Origin of the sequence: Oscillibacter sp. CAG:155, from assembly GCA_000436875.1 — a bacterium.
Classification (GTDB): Bacteria; Bacillota; Clostridia; order Oscillospirales; family Oscillospiraceae; genus Oscillibacter.
The window spans coordinates 1-21,019 of record FR890920.1; the positions used below are offsets into that span (position 1 = coordinate 1).

General features: G+C 58.3%; 17 protein-coding genes and 1 pseudogene. 5 read left to right on the forward strand and 13 right to left on the reverse strand.

Translation table 11 applies throughout. From position 1 onward, the window contains the following. Positions 1-29: 29 nt before the first annotated feature. The 5 genes and pseudogenes from nspC to QZL67_RS06545 all read right to left on the reverse strand — a co-directional run bounded on the left by nspC (position 30) and on the right by QZL67_RS06545 (position 5,749). Complete coding sequence (gene nspC / locus QZL67_RS06525) at positions 30-1,238, reverse strand: carboxynorspermidine decarboxylase (protein WP_022289938.1); 1,209 nt, start codon at positions 1,236-1,238, stop codon at positions 30-32. Continuing rightward, a pseudogene (locus tag QZL67_RS06530) lies at positions 1,238-2,522 on the reverse strand (saccharopine dehydrogenase family protein). The gene nspC and the pseudogene QZL67_RS06530 overlap by 1 nt, the downstream one beginning before the upstream one ends. A 52-nt stretch (positions 2,523-2,574) precedes the next feature. Continuing rightward, entirely contained in the window at positions 2,575-3,429 is an 855-nt protein-coding gene (speB, locus tag QZL67_RS06535) for an agmatinase (protein ID WP_022289941.1), read from the reverse strand. Continuing rightward, the gene (speE, locus tag QZL67_RS06540) at positions 3,426-4,280 is read right to left on the reverse strand and encodes a polyamine aminopropyltransferase (RefSeq protein WP_022289942.1); all 855 of its coding nucleotides are present in this window, start codon (positions 4,278-4,280) and stop codon (positions 3,426-3,428) included. The genes speB and speE overlap by 4 nt, the downstream gene beginning before the upstream one ends. Beyond that, positions 4,280-5,749 carry an aminotransferase class I/II-fold pyridoxal phosphate-dependent enzyme gene (locus QZL67_RS06545; protein ID WP_022289943.1) on the reverse strand — a complete coding sequence of 490 codons (1,470 nt, stop codon included), beginning with the start codon at positions 5,747-5,749 and terminating at the stop codon, positions 4,280-4,282. The genes speE and QZL67_RS06545 overlap by 1 nt, the downstream gene beginning before the upstream one ends. Before the next feature lie 595 nt (positions 5,750-6,344). Between QZL67_RS06545 and QZL67_RS06550 the strand changes: the two genes are divergently transcribed. Together QZL67_RS06550 and QZL67_RS06555 are read left to right on the forward strand one after the other, a co-directional pair. Continuing rightward, entirely contained in the window at positions 6,345-6,878 is a 534-nt protein-coding gene (locus QZL67_RS06550; RefSeq protein ID WP_022289944.1) for a TetR/AcrR family transcriptional regulator, read from the forward strand. Positions 6,879-7,096: 218 nt separating this feature from the next. Then, on the forward strand, positions 7,097-7,831 hold the full coding sequence (locus tag QZL67_RS06555; protein ID WP_022289945.1) for a hypothetical protein: 735 nt from the start codon (positions 7,097-7,099) through the stop codon (positions 7,829-7,831). Positions 7,832-7,945: 114 nt separating this feature from the next. Here the strand turns inward: QZL67_RS06555 and QZL67_RS06560 are convergent, their stop codons facing one another. The 7 genes from QZL67_RS06560 to QZL67_RS06590 all read right to left on the reverse strand — a co-directional run bounded on the left by QZL67_RS06560 (position 7,946) and on the right by QZL67_RS06590 (position 16,626). Then, complete coding sequence (locus tag QZL67_RS06560; protein WP_022289946.1) at positions 7,946-8,656, reverse strand: L-ribulose-5-phosphate 4-epimerase; 711 nt, start codon at positions 8,654-8,656, stop codon at positions 7,946-7,948. Between the two features lie 69 nt (positions 8,657-8,725). Further along, positions 8,726-10,201 carry an L-arabinose isomerase gene (araA, locus tag QZL67_RS06565; RefSeq protein WP_022289947.1) on the reverse strand — a complete coding sequence of 492 codons (1,476 nt, stop codon included), beginning with the start codon at positions 10,199-10,201 and terminating at the stop codon, positions 8,726-8,728. A 30-nt stretch (positions 10,202-10,231) separates the two neighbouring features. Next, a complete protein-coding gene (locus QZL67_RS06570; RefSeq protein WP_292920015.1) occupies positions 10,232-11,827 on the reverse strand; it encodes a xylulokinase in 1,596 nt (531 codons plus the stop codon). A 7-nt stretch (positions 11,828-11,834) separates the two neighbouring features. Beyond that, positions 11,835-12,881, reverse strand: a complete 1,047-nt coding sequence (locus QZL67_RS06575) for a branched-chain amino acid ABC transporter permease (RefSeq protein ID WP_022289949.1) — start codon at positions 12,879-12,881, stop codon at positions 11,835-11,837. Continuing rightward, a complete protein-coding gene (locus QZL67_RS06580) occupies positions 12,878-13,957 on the reverse strand; it encodes an ABC transporter permease (protein WP_022289950.1) in 1,080 nt (359 codons plus the stop codon). Before QZL67_RS06580 ends, QZL67_RS06575 begins: the two co-directional genes overlap by 4 nt. Further along, positions 13,950-15,470, reverse strand: a complete 1,521-nt coding sequence (locus QZL67_RS06585; protein WP_292920017.1) for a sugar ABC transporter ATP-binding protein — start codon at positions 15,468-15,470, stop codon at positions 13,950-13,952. Before QZL67_RS06585 ends, QZL67_RS06580 begins: the two co-directional genes overlap by 8 nt. A gap of 103 nt (positions 15,471-15,573) precedes the next feature. After that, a complete protein-coding gene (locus QZL67_RS06590; RefSeq protein WP_022289952.1) occupies positions 15,574-16,626 on the reverse strand; it encodes an ABC transporter substrate-binding protein in 1,053 nt (350 codons plus the stop codon). A 363-nt stretch (positions 16,627-16,989) separates the two neighbouring features. Here QZL67_RS06590 and QZL67_RS06595 point away from each other — a divergent pair, with 363 nt between their 5' ends. Next, on the forward strand, positions 16,990-18,039 hold the full coding sequence (locus tag QZL67_RS06595; RefSeq protein WP_022289953.1) for a LacI family DNA-binding transcriptional regulator: 1,050 nt from the start codon (positions 16,990-16,992) through the stop codon (positions 18,037-18,039). Between the two features lie 117 nt (positions 18,040-18,156). On the opposite strand, the gene QZL67_RS11670 is transcribed toward QZL67_RS06595, so the two are convergent. Beyond that, complete coding sequence (locus tag QZL67_RS11670) at positions 18,157-18,465, reverse strand: cytidylate kinase family protein (RefSeq protein WP_366914414.1); 309 nt, start codon at positions 18,463-18,465, stop codon at positions 18,157-18,159. Between the two features lie 905 nt (positions 18,466-19,370). On the opposite strand from QZL67_RS11670, the gene QZL67_RS06600 reads away from it, so the two are divergent. Then, positions 19,371-19,571 (forward strand): hypothetical protein, encoded by a 201-nt coding sequence (locus tag QZL67_RS06600; RefSeq protein WP_292920019.1) that lies wholly within the window; start codon positions 19,371-19,373, stop codon positions 19,569-19,571. A gap of 831 nt (positions 19,572-20,402) precedes the next feature. Then, positions 20,403-21,019 (forward strand): CAP domain-containing protein (locus tag QZL67_RS06605; protein ID WP_292920021.1); only part of this gene is annotated, 617 nt, incomplete at its 3' end.

Genomic DNA, 21,019 nt, shown 5'->3' on the forward strand with positions numbered 1-21,019 from the left:
TCCTTTATTTTCTGTGCGCAGGGTCCTTTTCAATGGCCGAGCCGCTCTTTGAAAGTCTCATAGCCATAGTCAGTCAGCCGGGTCAGGTCTCCCCGGCATCCCAGACGCCAGATATTGGGCAGCGGCATTCCGTTGAAGGTGTTGTTCTTGCAGGTGGTATAGATCGCCATATCGCCGAAGAGCACCAGATCCCCCTCTTCCAGCGGACGCGGAAACGCATAGTCGCCGATCACATCGCCGGCCAGGCAAGTGGGGCCGGCCAGCCGAAAAACGTGGCCCCTGTCAGGTTCAGTGCTGGCTTTATAGATGGGGGGCTGATAGGGCATCTCCAGCACGTCCGGCATGTGACAGGCCGCACTGACGTCCAGGATGGCGATTTTGGTGTTGCTGTTTTCCACCACGTCCAGCACCCGGCTCACCAGATATCCCGCGTTCAGAGCCACTGCCTCGCCGGGTTCCAGATACACCTCCACCCCCCATGTCTCTTTGGCATACCGGATGCATTGTTCCAGGGTAACAAGGTCGTAGTCCGGGCGGGTGATGTGGTGTCCGCCTCCCATGTTCAGCCACTTCATCCCGGGCAGGATGTCCCCGAATCTCCCCTTCACCGCTTCCAGGGTGGTTTTCAGAGCGTCGGCGTTCTGCTCGCAGAGAGTGTGGAAATGGAGGCCGTCCAGCAGGGCCAGGGTCTCTCTGTCCATCTCCTTGTCCCATACGGCTCTGGTCACGCCCATACGGCTGCCGAGGGCACAGGGATCATAGATGGCGTGCCCTTCCTGCGTGGAACACTCCGGATTGATTCGCAGTCCCAAACTCCTGCCCGCCTCTTTTCCCCGCCGCCCGAATTTTTTGAGCTGATGGATGGAGTTGAATACGATGTGGTCGGCATACTGCAAGAGCTCCTCAAACTCGTCCTCCCGGTAGGCGCCGCAGAACACATGCACCTCTTTGCCGCCCATCTCCTCCCGGCCCAGCCGGGCCTCATAGAGGCCGCTGGCCTCGGTACCGGCCAGATACTCGGAAAGCAGCGGATAGAAGTCGTAATTGGAAAATGCTTTCTGGGCCAGCAGGACACGGCAGCCGGTACGCTCTGCCAGGGCGGCCAGACATTCGCCGTTGGCCCGCAGACGCGCCTCGTCGATCACATAACAAGGGGTCGGAAGGGGGGCAAACAGCGCCTCCGGCTCATACCGGGACAACCCCGCAAATTGGGGGTCATGGGTGGTAAGGCAGGCCATCAGTCCACCAGAACAGGATCGTGGTTCTCGCTGCGGGGCAGGCCATACCGGTCCAGCGCATCCAGGAAGGGATCGGGATCAAACTCCTCTACGGTGTGGACACCCTTTTCGGTCCACTTGCCGGTGAGCAGCATGAGCGCGCCGCACATAGCTGGTACGCCGGTGGTGTAGCTGATGGCCTGACTGGCCACCTCCTTGTAACACGCCTGGTGGTCGCACACATTGTAGATATAATAGGTTTTCTCCTTACCGTCCTTCTTGCCGGTGAAGATGCAGCCGATGTTGGTCTTGCCGTGGGTGCGGGGACCCAGGCTGGCGGGATCGGGCAGCAGGGCCTTGAGGAACTTGATGGGTACGATCTGATGTCCCTCAAACTCCACAGGGGTGGTGGAGAGCATCCCCACGTTCTCCAGACACTTCATGTGGGTGAGATAGCTCTGGCCGAAGGTCATGAAGAAGCGGATGCGCTTGACCTCGGGGATGTTCTCCGCCAGGGATTCGATCTCCTCGTGGTGGAGCAGGTACATGTCCTTCTCCCCCACCTGGTCGAAGTGATATTCCCGCTTGATGCTCATGGCGGGGATCTCCACCCAGTGGCCGTTCGGGGATCTCCCCCCAGTGGCCGTTCTCCCAGTAGGAGCCGGGGGCGGACACCTCCCGCAGGTTCACCTCGGGGTTGAAGTTGGTGGCGAAGGGGTAGCCGTGGTCGCCGCCGTTGCAGTCCAGAATATCGATGGTGTCGATGGTGTCAAACTCGTGCTTCTTGGCGTAGGCGCAGTAGGCCTGGGTCACGCCCGGGTCAAAGCCGCAGCCCAGCAGGGCGATGAGGCCCGCCTTCTCAAACTTCTCCCGGTAGGCCCACTGCCAGGTGTAGTCGAAGTAGGCGGAAAAGCCCTTCTCCTTGCAGCGCTTCTCGTAGACGGCCTTCCACTCAGGCTCCTCGATGTCCTCGGGCTCGTAGTTGGCGGTGTCCATATAGTTGACGCCGCACGCCAGGCAGGCGTCCATGATGGTCAGGTCCTGATAGGGCAGGGCGATATTCATCACCAGGTCAGGCTGGTAGCCCTTGATGAGGGCGATCACCTCGTCCACCTTGTCGGCATCCACCTGGGCGGTGGTGATCTTGGTGGCGGTCTTGCCGGCAAGGTCGGCGGCCAGCTGGTCGCACTTGGACTTGGTGCGGCTGGCGATGCACAGCTCCGTGAATACATCGCTGACCTGGCAGCACTTGCGGATGGCCACGGAGGCCACGCCGCCGCAGCCGATGACTAATACTCTGCTCATGTTTTTTCTCCTTTTATTTCAAAAATAGTGGGACTTTCTCACAATTTGGCTCTCATTTGGACAGGGCCAGCAGCAGCTCCCGCAGCACCTTGCAGGCGGTGGCCGTGGATACGCCGCTCTGGTCCAGCATGGGGGCCAGCTCATTGACGTCCGCGGCCACCACATTGGTACGGGCCACCAGCCGAATGGCCTCCAGCAGCTGCGGGAAGGTAACGCCCCCTGCTTCGGGGGTGCCGGTGCCGGGAAACACGGAGGGGTCCAGGCAGTCCAGGTCGATGGTGAAGTACACCGGCGCGCCGGTCTGGGTCAGCTCCCGGGTCAGCGCCTCCAGGCCGTCAAAGCAGAAGGGGTGCAGGTCCGTGTGGTCCTTGGCAAATCGGAACTCCTCCCGGTCCCCGCTGCGGATGCAGAACTGGTGAATCCGGCCGTCCCCCACCAGCTCGTGGCAGCGGCGGATGACGCAGGCGTGGCTCAGCTTTGCCCCCAGGTAATCGTCCCGCAGATCGGCGTGGGCGTCAAAGTGGAGGATGTGCAGCTCCGGGAAGCAGCGGAACACCGCCCGGAGGCTGCCCAGGGTGACAAGATGTTCTCCGCCGATCAAAAGCGGCAGCTTCCCGTCGGACAAGATCTCCTCCGCCCGGGCTTCGATGTCGGCCAGGGCCTGTTCCGCGCTGCCGAAGCACAGTTCCAGGTCGCCGCTGTCAAAGACGGCGCAGTCGGTGAGGTCCTTGTCCTGATAGGGACTGTAGGTCTCCAGGCCAAAGCTCTCATGGCGCATGGCAGCCGAACCGAACCGGGCGCCGGGCCGGAAACTGGTAGTGGAGTCAAAGGGGGCTCCGAAGAGGACAATTTTGGCATCCTCATAGCTGCTCTCGCAGCCGATGAAGGTCTCGATATTGGGGGTCATTTCTCTACCTCCTCCAGCATCTCCTCCAAAAACGCAGGCAGGAAAAAGGCTCCCGCGTGGAGACGGACGGTATAGTATTTGGTCTTCAGGTGCAGCTTCAGCCATTTTTCCCGGTCAAAATCATCAATGGGGTGGTACTTTTTGCTGGCAAATCCAAACAGCCAGTACCCGGCGGCATAGGTGGGGATATGGGCCTGGTAGACCCGGCTGATGGGGAAGGTGCTGACGATCCGCTTATGGCAGCGCTGCATGGCCTCCGCATCATGGCGGTAAAATGGACTTCCCTGCTGGTTGACCATGATGCCGTCGTCCCGCAGGGCATTGTAGCAGATGCCATAGAACTCCCGGGTAAAATAGCCCTCCGAGGGGCCGAAGGGGTCGGTGGAGTCCACAATGATCAGGTCGTACTGCGCCTTGCGGCGGCGGATGAAGCGCAGGGCGTTGTCAAAATAGATGTGGACCCGCTTGTCATCCAGGCGGCAGGCGTTCTCCGGCAGATACTGCCGGCAGGCGCTCACCACCTGTTCATCCATCTCCACCAGGTCGATGGACCGGACGCACTCATACCGGGCCAGCTCCCGTACCACGCCCCCGTCTCCCGCGCCGATGACCAGCACGTCCTGGACGTTGGGGTGGACGGCCATGGGCACGTGGGTGATCATCTCGTCGTAGATGAACTCGTCCCGCTCGGTGAGCATTACGTTGCCGTCCAGGGTGAGCACCTTGCCGAACTCCGGGGTGTCGTAAATGTCGATCTGCTGGTAATCGCTCTTCTGGGAGTAAAGATGCCGGTTAACCCGCAGGCTGTGCTTCACATCGGGGGTATGAAACTCACTGAACCACAGCTCCATCATCCCACCTCCTCCGTCAAAATGTTGATATGCGCAATGTCCGGGTCCTCGGGGCCGGTCATGGAGCAGCCCTTGGCCTTGGCGTAGCGGATATAGTCCAGGATCTCCGCTGTGATCCGCTCACCGGGGGCCAGGATGGGGATTCCCGGGGGATAGCACATGACAAACTCACTGCACACCCGACCCACGCTCTCCTCCAGCGGCACGCTCTTCTTATCCGCATAAAAGGCCTCCTGGGGACTGGTGACCACCTCCGGGTCGATGTACTCCTGATTCATCAGCCCGCTGCCGTCAGTTTGATAGCGGCGGCGGATCTCCGCCAGGGCGCTCACCAGCCGCTCCAGCTCCTGATACCGGTCGCCGATGGAGAGATAGGCCAGGATATTGCCGATGTCGCCGAATTCGATCTGGATATCGTACTCGTCCCGCAGCAGGTCGTAGACCTCAATGCCCGCCAAGCCGATGTCCCGGGTATGGACACTGAGCTTGGTGGGGTCAAAGTCGAAGATGGAGTCCCCGTTCACCAGTTCCCGCCCAAAGGCATAGTACCCGCCGATGGCGTTGATCTCCTCCCGTGCATACTCCGCCATGGCGATCACCTGGCGGAATACCTCCTTTCCCCGGAGGGCCAGATTGCGGCGGCTGATGTCCAGGCTGGACATCAGCAGGTAGCTGCCGGAGGTGGTCTGGGTCAGGTTGATGATCTTGCGCACATGGCCTTCGTGGATCTTGGGGCCGATGAGCAGCAGGCTGGACTGGGTCAGACTGCCGCCGCTTTTGTGCATGGACACCGCCGCCATATCCGCACCGGCCTCCATGGCGGAAACCGGCATATTCTCGCCGAAGTAGAAGTGGGTGCCGTGGGCCTCATCGGCCAGACAGTACATCCCGGCGTCATGGGCCATTTTCACAATGGAGCGCAGGTCGCTGCATATGCCGTAATACGTGGGGTTATTCACCAGAACCGCCACCGCATCGGGGTTCTCCCGGATGGCCTTGGCCACCTGCTCCCGCTTCATGCCCAGGGAGATGCCCAGTCGGTGGTCCACCTCCGGATTGACGTACACCGGAATGGCACCGCAGAGCACCAGCGCGTTGATGACGCTGCGGTGGACGTTGCGGGGCATGATGATCTTGTCTCCCCGCTTGCACACCGACAGCACCATAGTCTGCACCGAGCTGGTGGTGCCTCCCACCATCAAAAAGGCGTGGGCCGCGCCGAAGGCATCCGCTGCCAGCTCCTCCGCCTGCCGGATCACGGAAATGGGATGGCACAGGTTGTCCAGGGGCTTCATGCTGTTCACGTCAATGCTGACGCACTGTTCTCCCAAAAAGGCGGCCAGTTCCGGATTTCCCCGGCCCCGCTTATGCCCGGGCACATCGAACGGGACAACGCGCATCTGCCGGAACGTCTGAAGCGCCTCGTATATGGGGGCTTTGCTTTGGTCCAGGTTCCGCTCTCTTATCATCTGCCAACACCTCAAAACGCAAAAAAACACAAGCTGCATCTGTGCAGCTTGTGTTTGAATCAACGCACGCATAAAGCTTCCCCGGGATACCCGCCTGGCAGCAGGGCAGAGCTCCGCCAAGAGCAGAGCAAGCCGCCGGATCATATGCTTGGTACTGAGAGTCTATATAGCAACAAGATACTTTTACTACTCTTTTATTGACCGTTTCACAAGTCTGCGCAGACGCGCATTTCGGTTATAAAGTAACCAACTTATAAAATTTGAGCTTTTAACTCAATCAATAAGGCGGTAACCCGCCGATCGGCAGTGGACCCGGCTGTCCGTATGGCCTTGACTCCCGCAGGAGTGGTCCCAGTATGCTTGGCCAGATAAACTCCAGTCAAATTCCCACAGAATATAACACAAAATTTGGAAGATGTCAATTCATTTTCAAAATGTCTCCCCGGCGGGGCACTCGTCTTTCAGCTCCGGCATCTTTCCAAGGTCCCGGCAGCCTGCTATACTGGAACTATCAAACTGTCAACTGTCTGCGGCGGCACAGGATATTTTCCACTTTTCCCCACATCCGCCGCACCTGCACACCGGGAGAGGACCCATGAACAAAACCGCAAAAGAAAAACTGCTCCTGGCGATGGAGCAATTGCTGCAGCACAAGCCTCTGGACGTGATCCGCGTAAGTGAACTGGTTCGGCAGGCCAGTGTGTGCCGGAAGACCTTCTACCGGCACTATCAGGACAAGTATGCCCTGGCAGCGGCGTATTTTGCAGACTTCTTCGACCGCTCGTTCGGCCGGATCGTATCCGGCGAGAGCTTTGACGTGGCGCTGCTGGAATACCTTGCGATCTGCGAGGAAAAAGCGGCCGTACTGAAAAACCTATACTCCAGCAAAGATCTCAACGGCCTGCGGAACATCGACCTTCTCTACACCCGGAAAACCTATCAGAACTATCTTCTGGAAAAGGGCGCGGACACGTCAGATTCTGCCATGCAGTTTGCCATTGAGATCGCGGTCCGCGGCGGAACGGATATGGTAATTGACTGGATCAGAAATGATCTTCCCATTGGGAAGGTTCAGCTGCGGGATCTCATCCGGCGGACTCTCCCCAATGATCTGCTGCGCTACCTGTAAAACGCGACAATGACACATCTGCCCGGTTTTGTGGCTTGTTGTCGGGGATTTGGATTTGTTATACTGAGAATTGTTCCCCGCCGCGTCAGACGGCCTGCCGCCCGCAGCGGTGACCCACACAGCCGGCGCACCGGATTTTGGGCGGCAGGTTTATCCAGTTCCGGTACAGAGGCTATGGGCGGAATATGATTTTGTGGAAAAAAACAGGAGAGGTGTACATGGGAAAGGAATATTATATCGCCGCCTGTGTGTTTACTGCACAGTTTCCAGAATTGAGCGAAAAGATCCAGCAATATGTGGCAGCCCGCTTTCACATGCCGATCGTGCGCTGCTGCACGCCCCGGTTCATGCTGACGCAGTTTGAAGAGCAAATGCCGGACTCCTATCGGGATCAGTGGAAGGCCCTGCCGGACCACGCGGAACTGCAGCCGGGCGACACCATCTATTCGGTATGTCACAACTGCCTGAACATCATTGAAGAGACACTGCCCGGCGTTCAGGTCAAATCCCTCTGGGAACTTATTTTGTCGGATGAGCAGTTTGCTTTCCCGGACTATCAGGGGCTCTCTGTGACCATTCAGGACTGCTGGCGCTCCCGGGACCGCCTTTCTGAGCAGACAGCGGTCCGTTCACTTTTGAAAAAAATGAACATTTCTTTCCTGGAAGCGGAGGAGAACTTTGCCCGGACCGATTTCTGCGGCAATTCTCTCTATCGTCCGCAGCCTCCCCGCAATCCCAAGCTGGCGCCCATCCACTATCAGGTGAACGCCGTCGGGAAATTCGAGCCTCACAGCGCCGAGGAACAGGCCCAGATCATGCAGGCGTATTGCCGGCGGTATCAGACGGATATCGTCGTCTGCTACTGCCACTACTGCCTGGAGGGGCTGCTGCTGGGCGGCAAGGACGGAAGGCATCTTGCGCAGCTGCTGTTTCAGTCCGGCGCACATGCGTGACACACCCTGCACATCCGTTGGGCGCAGTTCCGGGCGGAATATTTTCTCAGCCATATCAGCAAAGCGGCACCCCCGGAGCACATCGTCCCGAGGGTGCCGCTTTATCGTCTCTTCTCAGCCCTGGCCATAGTAGGCGCTGGGGCCGTGCTTGCGCAGGTAATGCTTGTTCAAAAGCTCCTGCTGCATGGGTCCGCGTCCCGGCTCCAGCATCAGCGCGTGGAAATCCATGAAGGCGACCTCCTCCATCACCACCGCATTATGGACGGCGTTGGCGGGGTCCGCGCCCCAGGCAAAGGGGCCGTGGCTGTTCACCAGCACACCGGGCACGGCGGCGGGGTCCAGCTTGCGCTGGGCGAAGGTTTCCACAATGACGTTGCCGGTCTCCCGTTCGTAGTTGTTCCGGTCCTCCGGCGCGCCGATCTCCGCCGGGGTCATGAGACGGGTGCAGGGGATCTCCCCGTAGAAGTAATCCCCCTGCGTGGTTCCCATGGCGGGGATGCCCCGGCCGGCCTGGGCAAAGCTGGTGGCCCAGCGGGAATGGGTATGGACAACGCCTCCCAGAGCGGGCCATGCCTTGTAGAGCACCAGATGAGTGTCGGTATCGCTGGAAGGCTTGTAGTGTCCTTCCACCACCTTGCCGTCCAGGTCTACCACCACCATATCTTCCGGCTTCATCTCGTCATATTCCACGCCGGAGGGCTTGATGACCACCAGGCCCTGCTGCCGGTCGATTCCGGACACGTTGCCCCAGGTAAAGGTCACAAGGCCGTGTTTGGGCAGCATCAGATTGGCCTGACAGACCTGTTCTTTCAGTTCTTCCAGCATCGTGCGCATCTCCTTGCTTTTATGAGATCGGGGGTCGGGCGGGACCGATGGTCCCGCCCGGTCCGCCCTTTAAAATTCCTTCAGCTTCCAGGCAATGTCGTTGTAGAAGAGTTCCTTCTTGAAATCGCTGAAGGTGGTATCCTTGGTGATGTGGACGCACTCGATCTGCATCATCTCCGCCCAGTCCTCCATCATCTCCGCAGTCACGGCCGTGGAGAGGACGGTATGGTGGGCGCCGCCGGCCTGAATCCAGCACTTGACGCCGGTCAGCAGGTCCGGCATGGGCTTCCACATGACCCGGGCCACCGGCAGATTGGGCATCTCCAGAATGGGCTTGATGACCTCGATGTCCTGGATAATCATCCGCAGGCGCCCGCCCATGTCGATGAGGGAGACCACAATGCCGGGGCCCTCCTTGCCCTCGAACACCAGACGGGCCGGGGGATTCTTGCCGCCGATGCCCAGAGGATGGACCTCGATCCGGGGTCGCTGGGCCGCGATGGAGGGACAAACCTCCAGCATATGGGCCCCCAGGGAGACCTCCTTACCGGGTTCCAGATCGTAGGTGTAGTCCTCCATGAAGAGGGTGCCGCCCTCCAGGCCCTGGGCCATTTTCTTCATGATGGCGGTCATACCGGCCACCTTCCAGTCGCCCTCACCGCCGTAGCCGATGCCGTCGGCCATCATGTTCTGGCTGGCAAGGCCCGGCAGCTGCTCCATGCCGTAGAGGTCCTGGAAGTTGTTGATAAAGGCCTGGGCCCCTTCCCGCTCCAGGATCTTCCGCATGGCCACCTCTTCCCTGGCCTGGTAACGGACCGTGGCCAGATCGTCGGTGGCAAAGTCATAGCGCTCCTTGTACTGCTCCATCTGGGCGTCCACTTCCGCCTCGGTGACGGCGTCCATGGTCTCCACCAGATGCCCCACAGGCCAGTAGTCCACCTGCCAGCCCAGCTTGATCTGGGTCTCCACCTTGTCGCCCTCGGTGACGGCCACGTCCCGCATGTTGTCGCCGAACCGGACGATCCGCAGCCGGCGGGAGAAGTCATAGCCGATAGCGGCCCGCATCCAGGCGGCCAGCTCCTGCTGGACGGGGGCGTCCTGCCAGTAACCGGCAATGATCTTCCGGGGCAGACGCATCCGGGCGCCGAGGAAGCCGTGCTCCCGGTCGCCGTGGGCAGCCTGGTTCAGGTTCATGAAGTCCATGTCGATCTCCTCATTGGGGATCTTCCGGTTATACTGGGTCGCCAGATGGCAGTAGGGCTTTTGCAGCAGATCAAATCCATGAATCCACATCTTGCTGGGCGAGAAGGTGTGGCACCAGGTCACCACGCCGCAGCAAGTATCGTCGTAGTTGGCCTCTTTCATGATTTGGGTGATCTCCGCGTCGGTCTTGACGGTGGCCTTGTATACCAGTTTGCAGGGCAGAATGCCGGAAGAGCTCATGGTCTCCGCCATTTCGGCGGCCCGCTTGTCCACGGTCTCCAGGACCTCCGGTCCGTACAGGAACTGACTGCCCACCACAAACCAGAACACTTTGTTTTCCATGTGAATGTACCTCCCAATCGCGCTTCACGCTTACTTCAGATATTCCACGGCACACCGCTCCAGAGGAAGCCCGCGGACATACCGTTCCATAAAGGCAGCGAAGCCTTTCTCATCCTCCGGCTCCGGCCGGACGGTGTCCGCCTTCTGTCCGGCAAACACCTGACGGTCCAGGTAATCCTCCAGCGTCTGGTTCTCCTGACGGCGGGCCCGATAGGCCGCCAGCAGGGCCATGCCCCACGGGCCGCCCTCTCCCGCGGTCTCCATGACGGAAACCGGCGCGCCGGCGGCAGCAGCCATGATCCTCTGTCCCGCCTCCGGGGTCTTGAAGAACCCGCCATGTCCCATCAGCCGGTCCACCACCACATGCTCCTTTGCCAGGATATCCATGCCCATCTTCAGGGCCCCCAGGGCGCTGAAGAGCTGGCAGCGCATGAAGTTTGCAAATGTCAGACGCCCCTCCGGGCCCCGGGCCAGCAGCGGCCGGCCATCTTCCATTCCCGCCACGGGTTCGCCGGAAAGATAGTTATACAGCAGCAGTCCGCCGCCGTCCTTCTCGCCGTCCAAGGCAGAGCGGAACATGGTGGTAAAGAGCTTATTCTTGTCCACCGGCAGGTCCATGGCCTCCAGGAAGCCCTGGAACACCTTGGCCCAGGCGTTGATCTCATTGGTGCAGTTGTTGCAGTGAACCATGGCCACCGGTTTTCCCGTGGGAGTGGTGACCATGTCAATCTCCGGGTAGACCCGGGACAGCGGCCGCTCCAGCACGATCATGGCAAACACGCTGGTACCTGCCGACACGTTGCCGGTCCGTACCGCCACAGCATTGGTGGCGGCCATGCCGGTGCCGGCGTCGCCCTCCGGCGGCGCCAGGGGAATGCCGCTTTCCAGCGTGCCGCTGGGGTCCAGCAGTCGGGCGCCCTCCGGTGTCAGGCTGCCGGCATCCACGCCGGCGGGAAGCACCTGGGGCAGAATATCCCGCAGTTTCCAGGGATAGCCCTTGTCCGCTACCAAAGCATTGAAGGAGTCCATCATGGTCTGGTCGTAGTCGCAGCATCCGCTGTCGATGGGGAACATGCCGCTGGCCTCCCCCACGCCCAGCACTTTACGGCCGGTGAGCTTATAGTGGACATACCCGGCCAGCGTAGTGAGATAGTCGATGTCTCTGACATGCTCCTCCCCGTTGAGGATCGCCTGATACAGATGGGCAACGGACCAGCGCAGTGGGATGTTGAACTGGAACCGCTCGGTCAGCGCGGAAGCCGCGGGGCCGGTGGTGGTGTTGCGCCAGGTGCGGAACGGTGCCAGCAGTTCTCCGGCGGCGTTGAGGGGAATATAGCCGTGCATCATGGCAGAAAAGCCCATGGCGCCCACCCGGCGGAGCTTTTCCCCGCAGGCATCCTCCACGCGCCGGACCAGCTGGCCGTAAGCGCTTTGCAGTCCCGCCCATACGTCCTCCATGTGGTACGTCCAGTAGCCACCCTCATAGCGGTTTTCCCAGTCGTACTCGCCGGAGGTCAGGGGGACATGATCCGGGCCGATCAGCACTGCCTTGATGCGGGTGGAGCCCAGCTCGATGCCAAGATAGGTCTCGCCGGAGCGGACCGCTTCTCTCATATCCATTTTCATGCCTCCCTTACTTGCTCTTTTCCTTGATCCGGGCGAAGATGCTCTGCAGCACAATGAAGAAGCACAGCAGCGCCGCAGTCAGGATGTTGGGCCAGGAGGACGCCAGCTTGCCGTTGGTCTGCACGATGGTGGAGATGGTGCCGTTGATCAGCACGCCGAAGAGGGTGCCGATCACATTGCCCACGCCGCCGGTGAGCAGCGTGCCGCCGATGACGGCGGAAGAGATGGCGTCCATTTCCATGCCGGTGGCCTGGGAGACGCTGGCAGACATGGTGTTCATGCAGTAGCAGATGCCGCCCAGAGAGCACAGGAAGGAGGAGAGAACGTAGGCCTTGAGCTTGGTCTTCTTTACGTCCAGTCCCATCATGGCAGCGGACTGCTCGTTGCCGCCCACCGCATACAGGGACCGGCCGAACTTGGTGTAGCGAAGCACCAGGAAGATCACGACCAGCACCAGCAGCGCCACAACTACGCCGATGCCGATATAGGGCATGATCATCTTTCCGGCGCGGTTGACAGTTCCGCCAAACGGCAAATAGATACGGAAGTTGGCCAGGTCATAAAACGTCTGGTTGATCTCCGCGGTGATGGAGAGCTGATTGGTGGAAATGACTGCCGTCATGCCCCGGGCAAAGAACATACCTGCCATAGTGACGATAAAGGGCTGAATCTCCAGATAGCCTACGCAGAAGCCCTGTACCAGTCCAAACACCACGCCGATGACCAGCACCAGCAGCACCATCACCGGGGCGCTCATGTTCCACTCGCTCATGCCGTAGGCCAGAAGCATACAGTCCAGAGCCACCAGAGAGCCCACGGAAATGTCGATGCCGCCGGTCAGCATGACGCAGGTCAATCCGCAGGCCACGCAGATCAAACCGGCATTGGTGCGGAACAGGTTCAAAAAGGTCTGCAGGTTGGTAAAGCCCTTACTGGCGTATGCGACACAGCCGGCTGCGTACAAAATGATGAACAGGGCGATGGTGATCAGCAACAGCATGGTGTTGCTGTTCATCTGCTTACGATCCTTCAGGACGTTGGCACTCTTTTTCATACGTGAGCCACCTCCTTCTGAGAGACCGTCTTGGCAACGGCGCGCTTTTTGAACCACGCCTTTACCGGCGGTGCCTGCACCGCCACGATGGCAATCACAATGATCGCCTTGAACACGGGGTTCACCGCCGTGGACACGCCCATGGCGAACATGGTGGTGGTAATAGCCTGGATGGTATAGGCTCCGATGATGGAACCGGCCAGGTTGAACCGGCCGCCGCCCAAGCTGTTGCCGCCCAGAGCCACCGCCAGGATGGCGTCCAGCTCCATGTCCAGGCCGATGTTGTTGGAATCGGCGCTGGTGATGCGGGAAGAAGCCACAATGCCGGCAATCCCGGCGCACAGGCCGCACAGGAGGTAGCAGGCAAAAATGATCCGCTTGGAGTTGAGGCCCGCGATACGGCTGGCCTTCTTGTTGATACCCACGGCCTGGATGTACATTCCCATGGCGGTCTTTTTCAGCACCACGGAGGTCACCGCCACGCACACCGCCGCAATAATGATGGGGGTGGGAACAGGGCCGATATAGCCGCCGAAGACGCCGAACTCAGGGACCCGGATATAGACGATCAGGTTGTTGCAGAGCAGCAGGCCGATGGCCCGGGCCGCCGACCACAAAATCAGCGTGGCCACCATGGGTTGGATGTTCAGATACGCCACCAGCGCGCCGTTGAAGGCACCGCACAGGCAGCCCATCAGCAAAGCGCCGATCAGGCCCACCACCAGAGGCATGGCAAACTCATCGGCACTGCTGACCGACGACACACCAAATCCCGCCACCAGCATGCAGCAGAAGGACGCACATAGGCTCATCACCGAGCCCACGGAAATATCCGTGCCGGCGGAGGAGGAGACCACCAGTGTCATGCCGATGGCCAGGATCGCGACCTCACTGCCGCGGTTAAGGATGTTGATGATTCGGCCGCCCAGCAGGCCGTTGGTCATGGTGATTTTGAAGAAGTTGTAGAATTCATTGCCCTGGGACAGGTCGTAGATGATATTGACGCACAGTACCAGCAGCATGCAGAACACCGGCAGAAACAGCCGTTTCTGGGTGAGTTTTTTCAGTTTAGTCATCTTTTCCACCTCCTGCAATGGCGGCCATGACCCGCTCCTGGGTCAGCTCGCCGTCCAGCTCGCCGACCTTGGCGCCGTCCCGCATCACTGCCATGCGGTTGCAGGTGCGCAGCATCTCATCAATCTCAGAGGAGATGAACATCACGCTCTTGCCCTCGCTGGCCAGCTGGACGATGAGTTTCTGGATCTCCGTCTTGGTACCGATGTCGATACCGCGGGTGGGCTCGTCCAGGATCAGGAAGTCCGGATCTGTTGCCAGCCACCGGGCCAGAATGGCCTTTTGCTGGTTGCCGCCGGAGAGCTGCTTGATGGGCGTCTCCCGGCTGGCGGTTTTGATCTGCAGCAGGTCTATGTACCGGTCGGCGATCTCTTCCTGCTTGGCCCGGGGCAGCTGCTTGAACATGCCCCGCTTGGCCTGGAGCGCCAGAATGATATTTTCCCGAACGGACAGATCCCCGATGATGCCCTCGGCCTTCCGGTCGTCCGGCAGCAGGCCCATGCCCATGTTCATAGCATCGATGGGCTGATTGATCTTTGCCGCCTTGCCCGCTACCTTCAGCGTACCGGTCTGGGCCTTGTCTGCACCGTAAATGGCCCGGGCCAGCTCACTGCGGCCGGAGCCCAGCAGTCCGGTAAGGCCAATGACCTCACCCTTGTGGATATCCAGGTCAAAGGGCTTGATGGTGCCCTTGTGGCTCAGGCCCTTCGCCTCGATTTCCAAAGGTGCGGAGGCGTCATAGGCGTAGCCCTCCGGCTTGATGGAGGCCAGATCATCGAAATCCTTGCCCATCATGGCCGCCACCAGCTTCACCCGGGGCAGCTCCGCCACCGGATACTCGCCCACCAAGGCGCCGTTGCGCAGCACGGTGATCCGGTCGCACACGGCGTACACCTGCTCCAGGAAGTGGGTGACAAAGATGATTCCCACGCCGTGCTTTTTCAGCTGGACCATCATCTTGAAGAGCTTTTCCACCTCGTTGTCATCCAGGGAGGAGGTGGGCTCATCCAGAATGAGCACCTTGCAGTCCATATCCACCGCCCGGGCAATGGCGATCATCTGCTGAATTGCCAGGGAATAGTTTTCCAGATTCTGGGTCACATCCACCTTGATGTCCAGCCGCTTCACCAGTTCGTCGGCTTTTTTGTTCATGGTCCGGCGGTCAATGGTGTGGAGGGCGGTCAATGGTTCCCGGCCGATGTACAGATTTTCCGCCACACTCAGGTTGGGGCACAGATTCACTTCCTGATATACGGTGGAGATTCCCACCTTCTGCGCATCCAGTGTGGACCGGTTTTTTACGGGCCCGTCAACTCCCGCCACCCGGATCTCACCGGATTCAAAATCGTTGATACCGGTAAGGCACTTGATGAGCGTGGACTTTCCCGCGCCGTTTTCTCCCATCAGCGCATGGATTTCACCTCTTCGCAGCGTAAAATCCACATTGTCCAGAGCCTTTACGCCTGGGAACGTCATGCTGATTCCCCGCGCCGTCAGAACAATATTGTCTTCCAACACAATCACCTCGAATAAAAAAGGGAGGACCCTGAAATATGGCGGGTCCTCCCTGAGTGTATATGCCTACTCCTTCATGCACTCTCGCAGGGAGTGGGACTGATTAATAGGGGCGGCCGTCCAGAACTTCCTGGGTGACATGGATCATGGACTGCTCCTCGCCGTTGACATTGATGGTAGCCACATTGTCCTCGGCAGCGAACCAGGACTCAGTCACATAGATCTCCTTCTCGGGGGTCTCACCGGCCTCCAGCTGCTGGATGATCTCAGCAACAGTGGGGGCGGCCATGGGGTTGCACTCGAAGTCGGCGTTGATCTTGCCGTCCATCACCATCTGGACATAGGGCTTGTTGGCGTCGAAGGAAACCAGGACCACGTCACCGCCCACACCGTAGGTGACACCCGCATTGTCCATGGCGGTCATGGCGCCGGCGGCCTCGTTATCGTTCTGGCAGATGACCACGTTGAACTGGCCGGCATAGCTCTGGCAGTAGGACTCCATGACTTCCTGACCGCCGGCTTCGGTGAAGTCGCCGCTCTGGGAATCCAGGATGGTCCAGCCCTCGCGGTCGGCGATCTCCTTGAAGCCATCGGTACGGCCGATGGTGGCGGAGGCACCGGTGGAGCCCTCAATCACCAGGGCGTTGATCTCGCTGATGCCCTTGTCAGCGGCATAGGCCTTCAGCCACTCGCCGCAGGCCAGGCCCTCAACCTTAAAGTCGGAGCCGACCCAGGAGACATACTTGTCGGAGTCATCGATGGTACGGTCAATCACAATAACGGGGATGCCCGCATCCTCGCACTCCGTCAGGACGGCGTCCCAACCGGTGGAGACAATGGGGTCGATGATGATGTAATCCAGACCCTGCTGGATGAAGTTCCGCACAGCCTCCAACTGCTTGGCCGAGTCGTTGTCGCAGTCCACGAAGGACAGCTCGTAGCCGTTTTCAGTGGAGAACACATCCTGCGCGGACTTGGTGGAAGCGGTACGCCAGTCGGACTCATGGCCCACCTGAGCGAAGCCTACGGTGATCAGATCGCCGCTTTCATCGGACTGGGGAGTCTCCTCCGTGGTGCCGGCATCACCGCTGCTGCCGCAGGCCACCAGAGACAGGGACATCACCAGAGCAAGTGCAAGTGCCAAAAACTTCTTCATAGTAAACGCTCCTTCTGGTATAATAATTTTTCGCGTCGCCAGACGCGTGAGGCACATGAGGAAACGGAAGGGACAGTTTAGTAACTTTTATGTTTCGTTTATTTTTTCTTGAGTAAAAGTTTAGCATAGTTTTCTGAAATGTCAATAAATCCCGCAGTTAGGTAAACGATTTCTTACATATTTTACAAAAATTTCGGATTTCTTTTGTTGGAAACACCTCCCTCCTCTCTTGCTGAAAACTAAATATTTTTTTAATTTATTCATAAATTTAGCATTTTCTATTGTTTTTTACACGGCGGTCGCTTATAATGAGCTTTAACGGCCGCCAGCCGGCCGTTTTGGAAAGAAGGAGGCGTCGGTAGAATGGGAATTACTGCAAAAGACATTGCGGAAAAACTGGGGGTCTCCCCCTCTGCGGTCTCTCTGGCCCTGAACGGAAAGCCAGGGGTCAGCGTTGCCACCAGAGAGCGGATTCTGGCAGAGGCCATCCGCATGGGATATATTACCCAGAAGAGTTCTGCTGAAGCGGTCCCCAACATCCGATATGTGATTTTTCTGGAGCGGGGTGATGCCGTGAGGGAAACCTCCTTCTATTCGATTGTGCTTCAGGGGATCGAAGCCCGCGCCAAGGAATACGGATATAATGTACTGATCAGCTATTTTGACACCAGTAAGGACTGGAATGAACAGATCAACGTGATCTGCAAGGACATCTCCGGTCTGATCGTTCTGGGGACAGAGATCAAGGACCGTCACATCGCCATGGCACAGGCCCACGGTGTGGGAAGGCTGGACCTGCCGCTGGTGATGGTGGATAACGCCACCAGCCTGGTGGATCTGGACTGCGTCGTGGCGGATAACCGCTGCGGTGCCTATCGGGCTGCCTCCTATCTTCTGAACAAGGGTTATCCCGACGTGGGATACCTGCGCTCCACCGTTCGGATCGACAGCTTTGACGAGCGGGAGGCCGGCATCATCAAGGCCCGGCGGGAGTGGGGACTTCTGAAAAAATCTCCCACGCAGTGCGTGGATGTTGGCATCTCCTCGGAGCAGGCCTTTTATGACATGAGCACCTGGCTGGATCAGGGCGGCAAGCCTCTGCCGGCGCTGTTTGCCGACAATGACATCATTGCCGCCTCCTGTATCCGGGCGCTGAAATCCCACGGCTATCAGGTTCCCCGGGATGTCTCCGTGGTGGGCTTTGACGACATGCCCATCTGCACCATGGTGGACCCCCCTCTGACCACTGTGCACATCGCCAAGGAGCTGATGGGCATGCTGGCGATGGAGATTTTGCACCAGCGCATTCGGGACGGAGGGCGCGCACTGTGTGATGAGCGCACCGATATGCTGCGGACCACTATATCCACCCATTTGGTGGAGCGGGAGAGCGTTGCCCCCTTTTTCCACTGAGGGTTTCAATGAAGTGCGGAACACACAAGCAAAGCCTCCCTGGCCGCGGCAGATGCCACCCGCCATCAAAAACAGCGCACCGGGCAGGAAGCTCTAACTTCCTGTCCGGTGCGTTTTTCATTCTTTCCGGGCGTATCCCCGTATATCACCCCACGGACAGAGCAGGGCGTGTGTCTTTGCCCGCTGCTTATCGACCCGCCCACTTGTCTCCCGCTCCCGGCAGTCATGGAGCCTGGTCTCCATATCCGCATAAACGAAAATGCGCAGCGGATGGAATTCTCCTGAAATCACATTTGCGTTGCGCCCCACCAGAACGCAGTTGCCTTTGTCCACCAGCATACAGAGCATCTTTGTCTGCCGAGCTAGGAGGTCAGAATCATGACTGGTGTGGTAGGAAAACGTGCGTCCAAATGTCAGCGGATGCATGGAGCCAAAAGAGCCCTGTTCCAAAACATATTCCAGTGCATCTGCCAGTCGCTTCCCTGCTGCCTGTCCTCCGCTGCCGAATTCCCGGCTGATGGCTGATATTCATTGCTTTCTCTCCTAAAAAACAAAGCTGGATAAGGAAACAGGAATTTCACCCGTCATCTTATCCAGCTTGCAACTTCTGTTGTTGCTCACCCTTCGATGAACGAAAGGATTATAACAATGGCTGTTTATTATTGTCAATATCCAGTAACGACAAATCAATCCATCTAAAGATTCATAACGTCAGCCTCAAAATAAAGCACAGCTTTACTGTCTGGTGCACCCAAGCAATTCATACTAAAAAGCAAAATAATACACTGTGAACAGTGATACGGAGCCGGGAAAACTGGGCCAGAGAAAATGATAACAGTGGGGGCAAAAGAACATGGAAAAAAGACGCCTAGCTGGGGACGGCATGGTGCGCAAGCGTGAGGATGCCCGCCGGGAAGGACGTATCGTCATCGGCCACAGGGATATCGACGCCTACCAAGACGTGAAGCTGAGCGAAGAAAGTAAGATGATTCTCTCAGAGTGGCTGGATCGCTGGCTTGACCAAATGGTCTCTGTACTCCGTCCCAGTACCCTTGACCACTAGCGCAATGAACTGGAGCACCATGTCAAATCCTACCTTGGGCAAAAGGGGCTCACGCAAATCACAGCAGCCGATCTGCAAAACTCTACGACCTCTTAAAGCAGCAAGGCAGAGCACATCCCCGCTCCGGCCAAAGCCGCGGACTATCCACAACCACCGTCTATGGTATCCACACCACCCTCCACCATACATTAAAATTCGCAGTGGACCAACGGCTGCTGCCGTATAATCCTGCGACCATGTTGAGCCGCCCAAGGTGGCGCACAAAACCATGAGCATTCTGAACGATGAGCAGATGGATACCTCCCTGTCAGCAATAGAGCAAGGCCCGATCTGGCACGACTTCTTTTACACGGAACTGACCACCGGACTCCGTCTGGGTGAGATCTGCGGTCTCATGTGGTCTGACTTTGATGAAGGAAAAGGCACCCTGCGTGTCAGCCGCACGCTCCACAAGGAAAAGGGCGGATGATTGGTTTGTAGAGGCAAGACCTGCACCAGCGCTCGAACCATTTTCCTACCGTCTAGTGCGGCGGAGCTGCTGCGGCTTTGCAAAAAGACGTCTTACTCCTCCTGGATCTTCCACAATCCACTGTAGCCAGAAGCTCCCATGAATCCCACACATACCACCAATTAAAAAAGATCTTGAGGGAAAATAATTTACTTGACATTCGGTTCCATAATCTGTGGCAAACCTTTGCAACCGCCTCCCTGGAGCATGGCATGGATGTGAAAACACTCTCCCCCATCTGGCCAGGCGGTAAAAAGCACGCCTGTAATGGCTGCGGCAGAATGAAAACGCATCAGGCCCCCGGAGCGCACACTCCGGAGGCCTGTTTTTCTGTCTGTGGCTTGTTGTGTGGTCAAAGGGTTGACCACTTATCCTTACTCAGTCAAAATACAACAAAACGCAAAGAAAAATCGCCCTTTTCATACGAAAAAGGCGATTTTCTGGAGCTGCTGGGCGGATTCGAACCGCCTACCTCATCCTTACCAACAGCCATGGTAATATTTTTTACATATTTTTCGCTTATTTATAGCCGTTTTTGTTCCATTTCATTTGCTCTCCGACACTCTTTGCAATTGATGTTTCCGTGTGTTCCATGTCTGTCTGTGGCTGGTTATGTGGTCAGAAAGATTGTCGCAACGAAAGAGGCCCTCCACATGAACAACAAGGCGCTGTGTAGTTCGCTTGCTTTTCGCCCCGTTATTTCTCCGTTTGTCCCTATCGACTTTTATCTCCTGTTTTGGTATTGTGTTGGTTGCAAAAGCCCCACAAAATACGGAATACAGGAGGAAAAGCATGAACAGCATGAAAAAACGTATGGTCGCCGCACTGACAGCAGGCATCCTCGCAACCGCCCTCACCATCCCCGCCACAGCGACAGTAGCGTCAGACGAATCCATCCGAGTAAGCAGCTACAAAGGCAGTACCTTGGAGGTCGGAGACCGTAGCGGCCTCATCATCGGCCCCAGCGGTACGGGGTACACCGTCATGTCCAGCGACCCGGACATCGTAGCGGTTGAACAGGTGCTGACCTTCTGGGTCGCTGTCGCCAAGGCGGAGGGGAGCGCGGAGATTACCGCCTCCAACAGCGCCGGGGAGTACGGAACCGTGACGCTCACGGTCGGCTCCACTTCCCCCGCCGCATCGGAAGCCCCCGCTGGTGGGGACAGCGCCGGCCTGACGGACAATCTGGAGGTACGGCAGGAGATGATCCGGCTGATTAACCAGACCCGAAAGGCCAATGGAGTCTCAGAACTGCCGGTCAACGAAGCCCTGATGAACGCCGCCCAAACCTGCTCCAACCGGCGCTACACTTGGCATCACTCTCCAGAGGAAAGCAAGGCCGCTGTTGATGCCGGCTACCCCTACGGCTTCGGGTCCAACCTCACCGTGTTCACCGGTACAGCCGATGC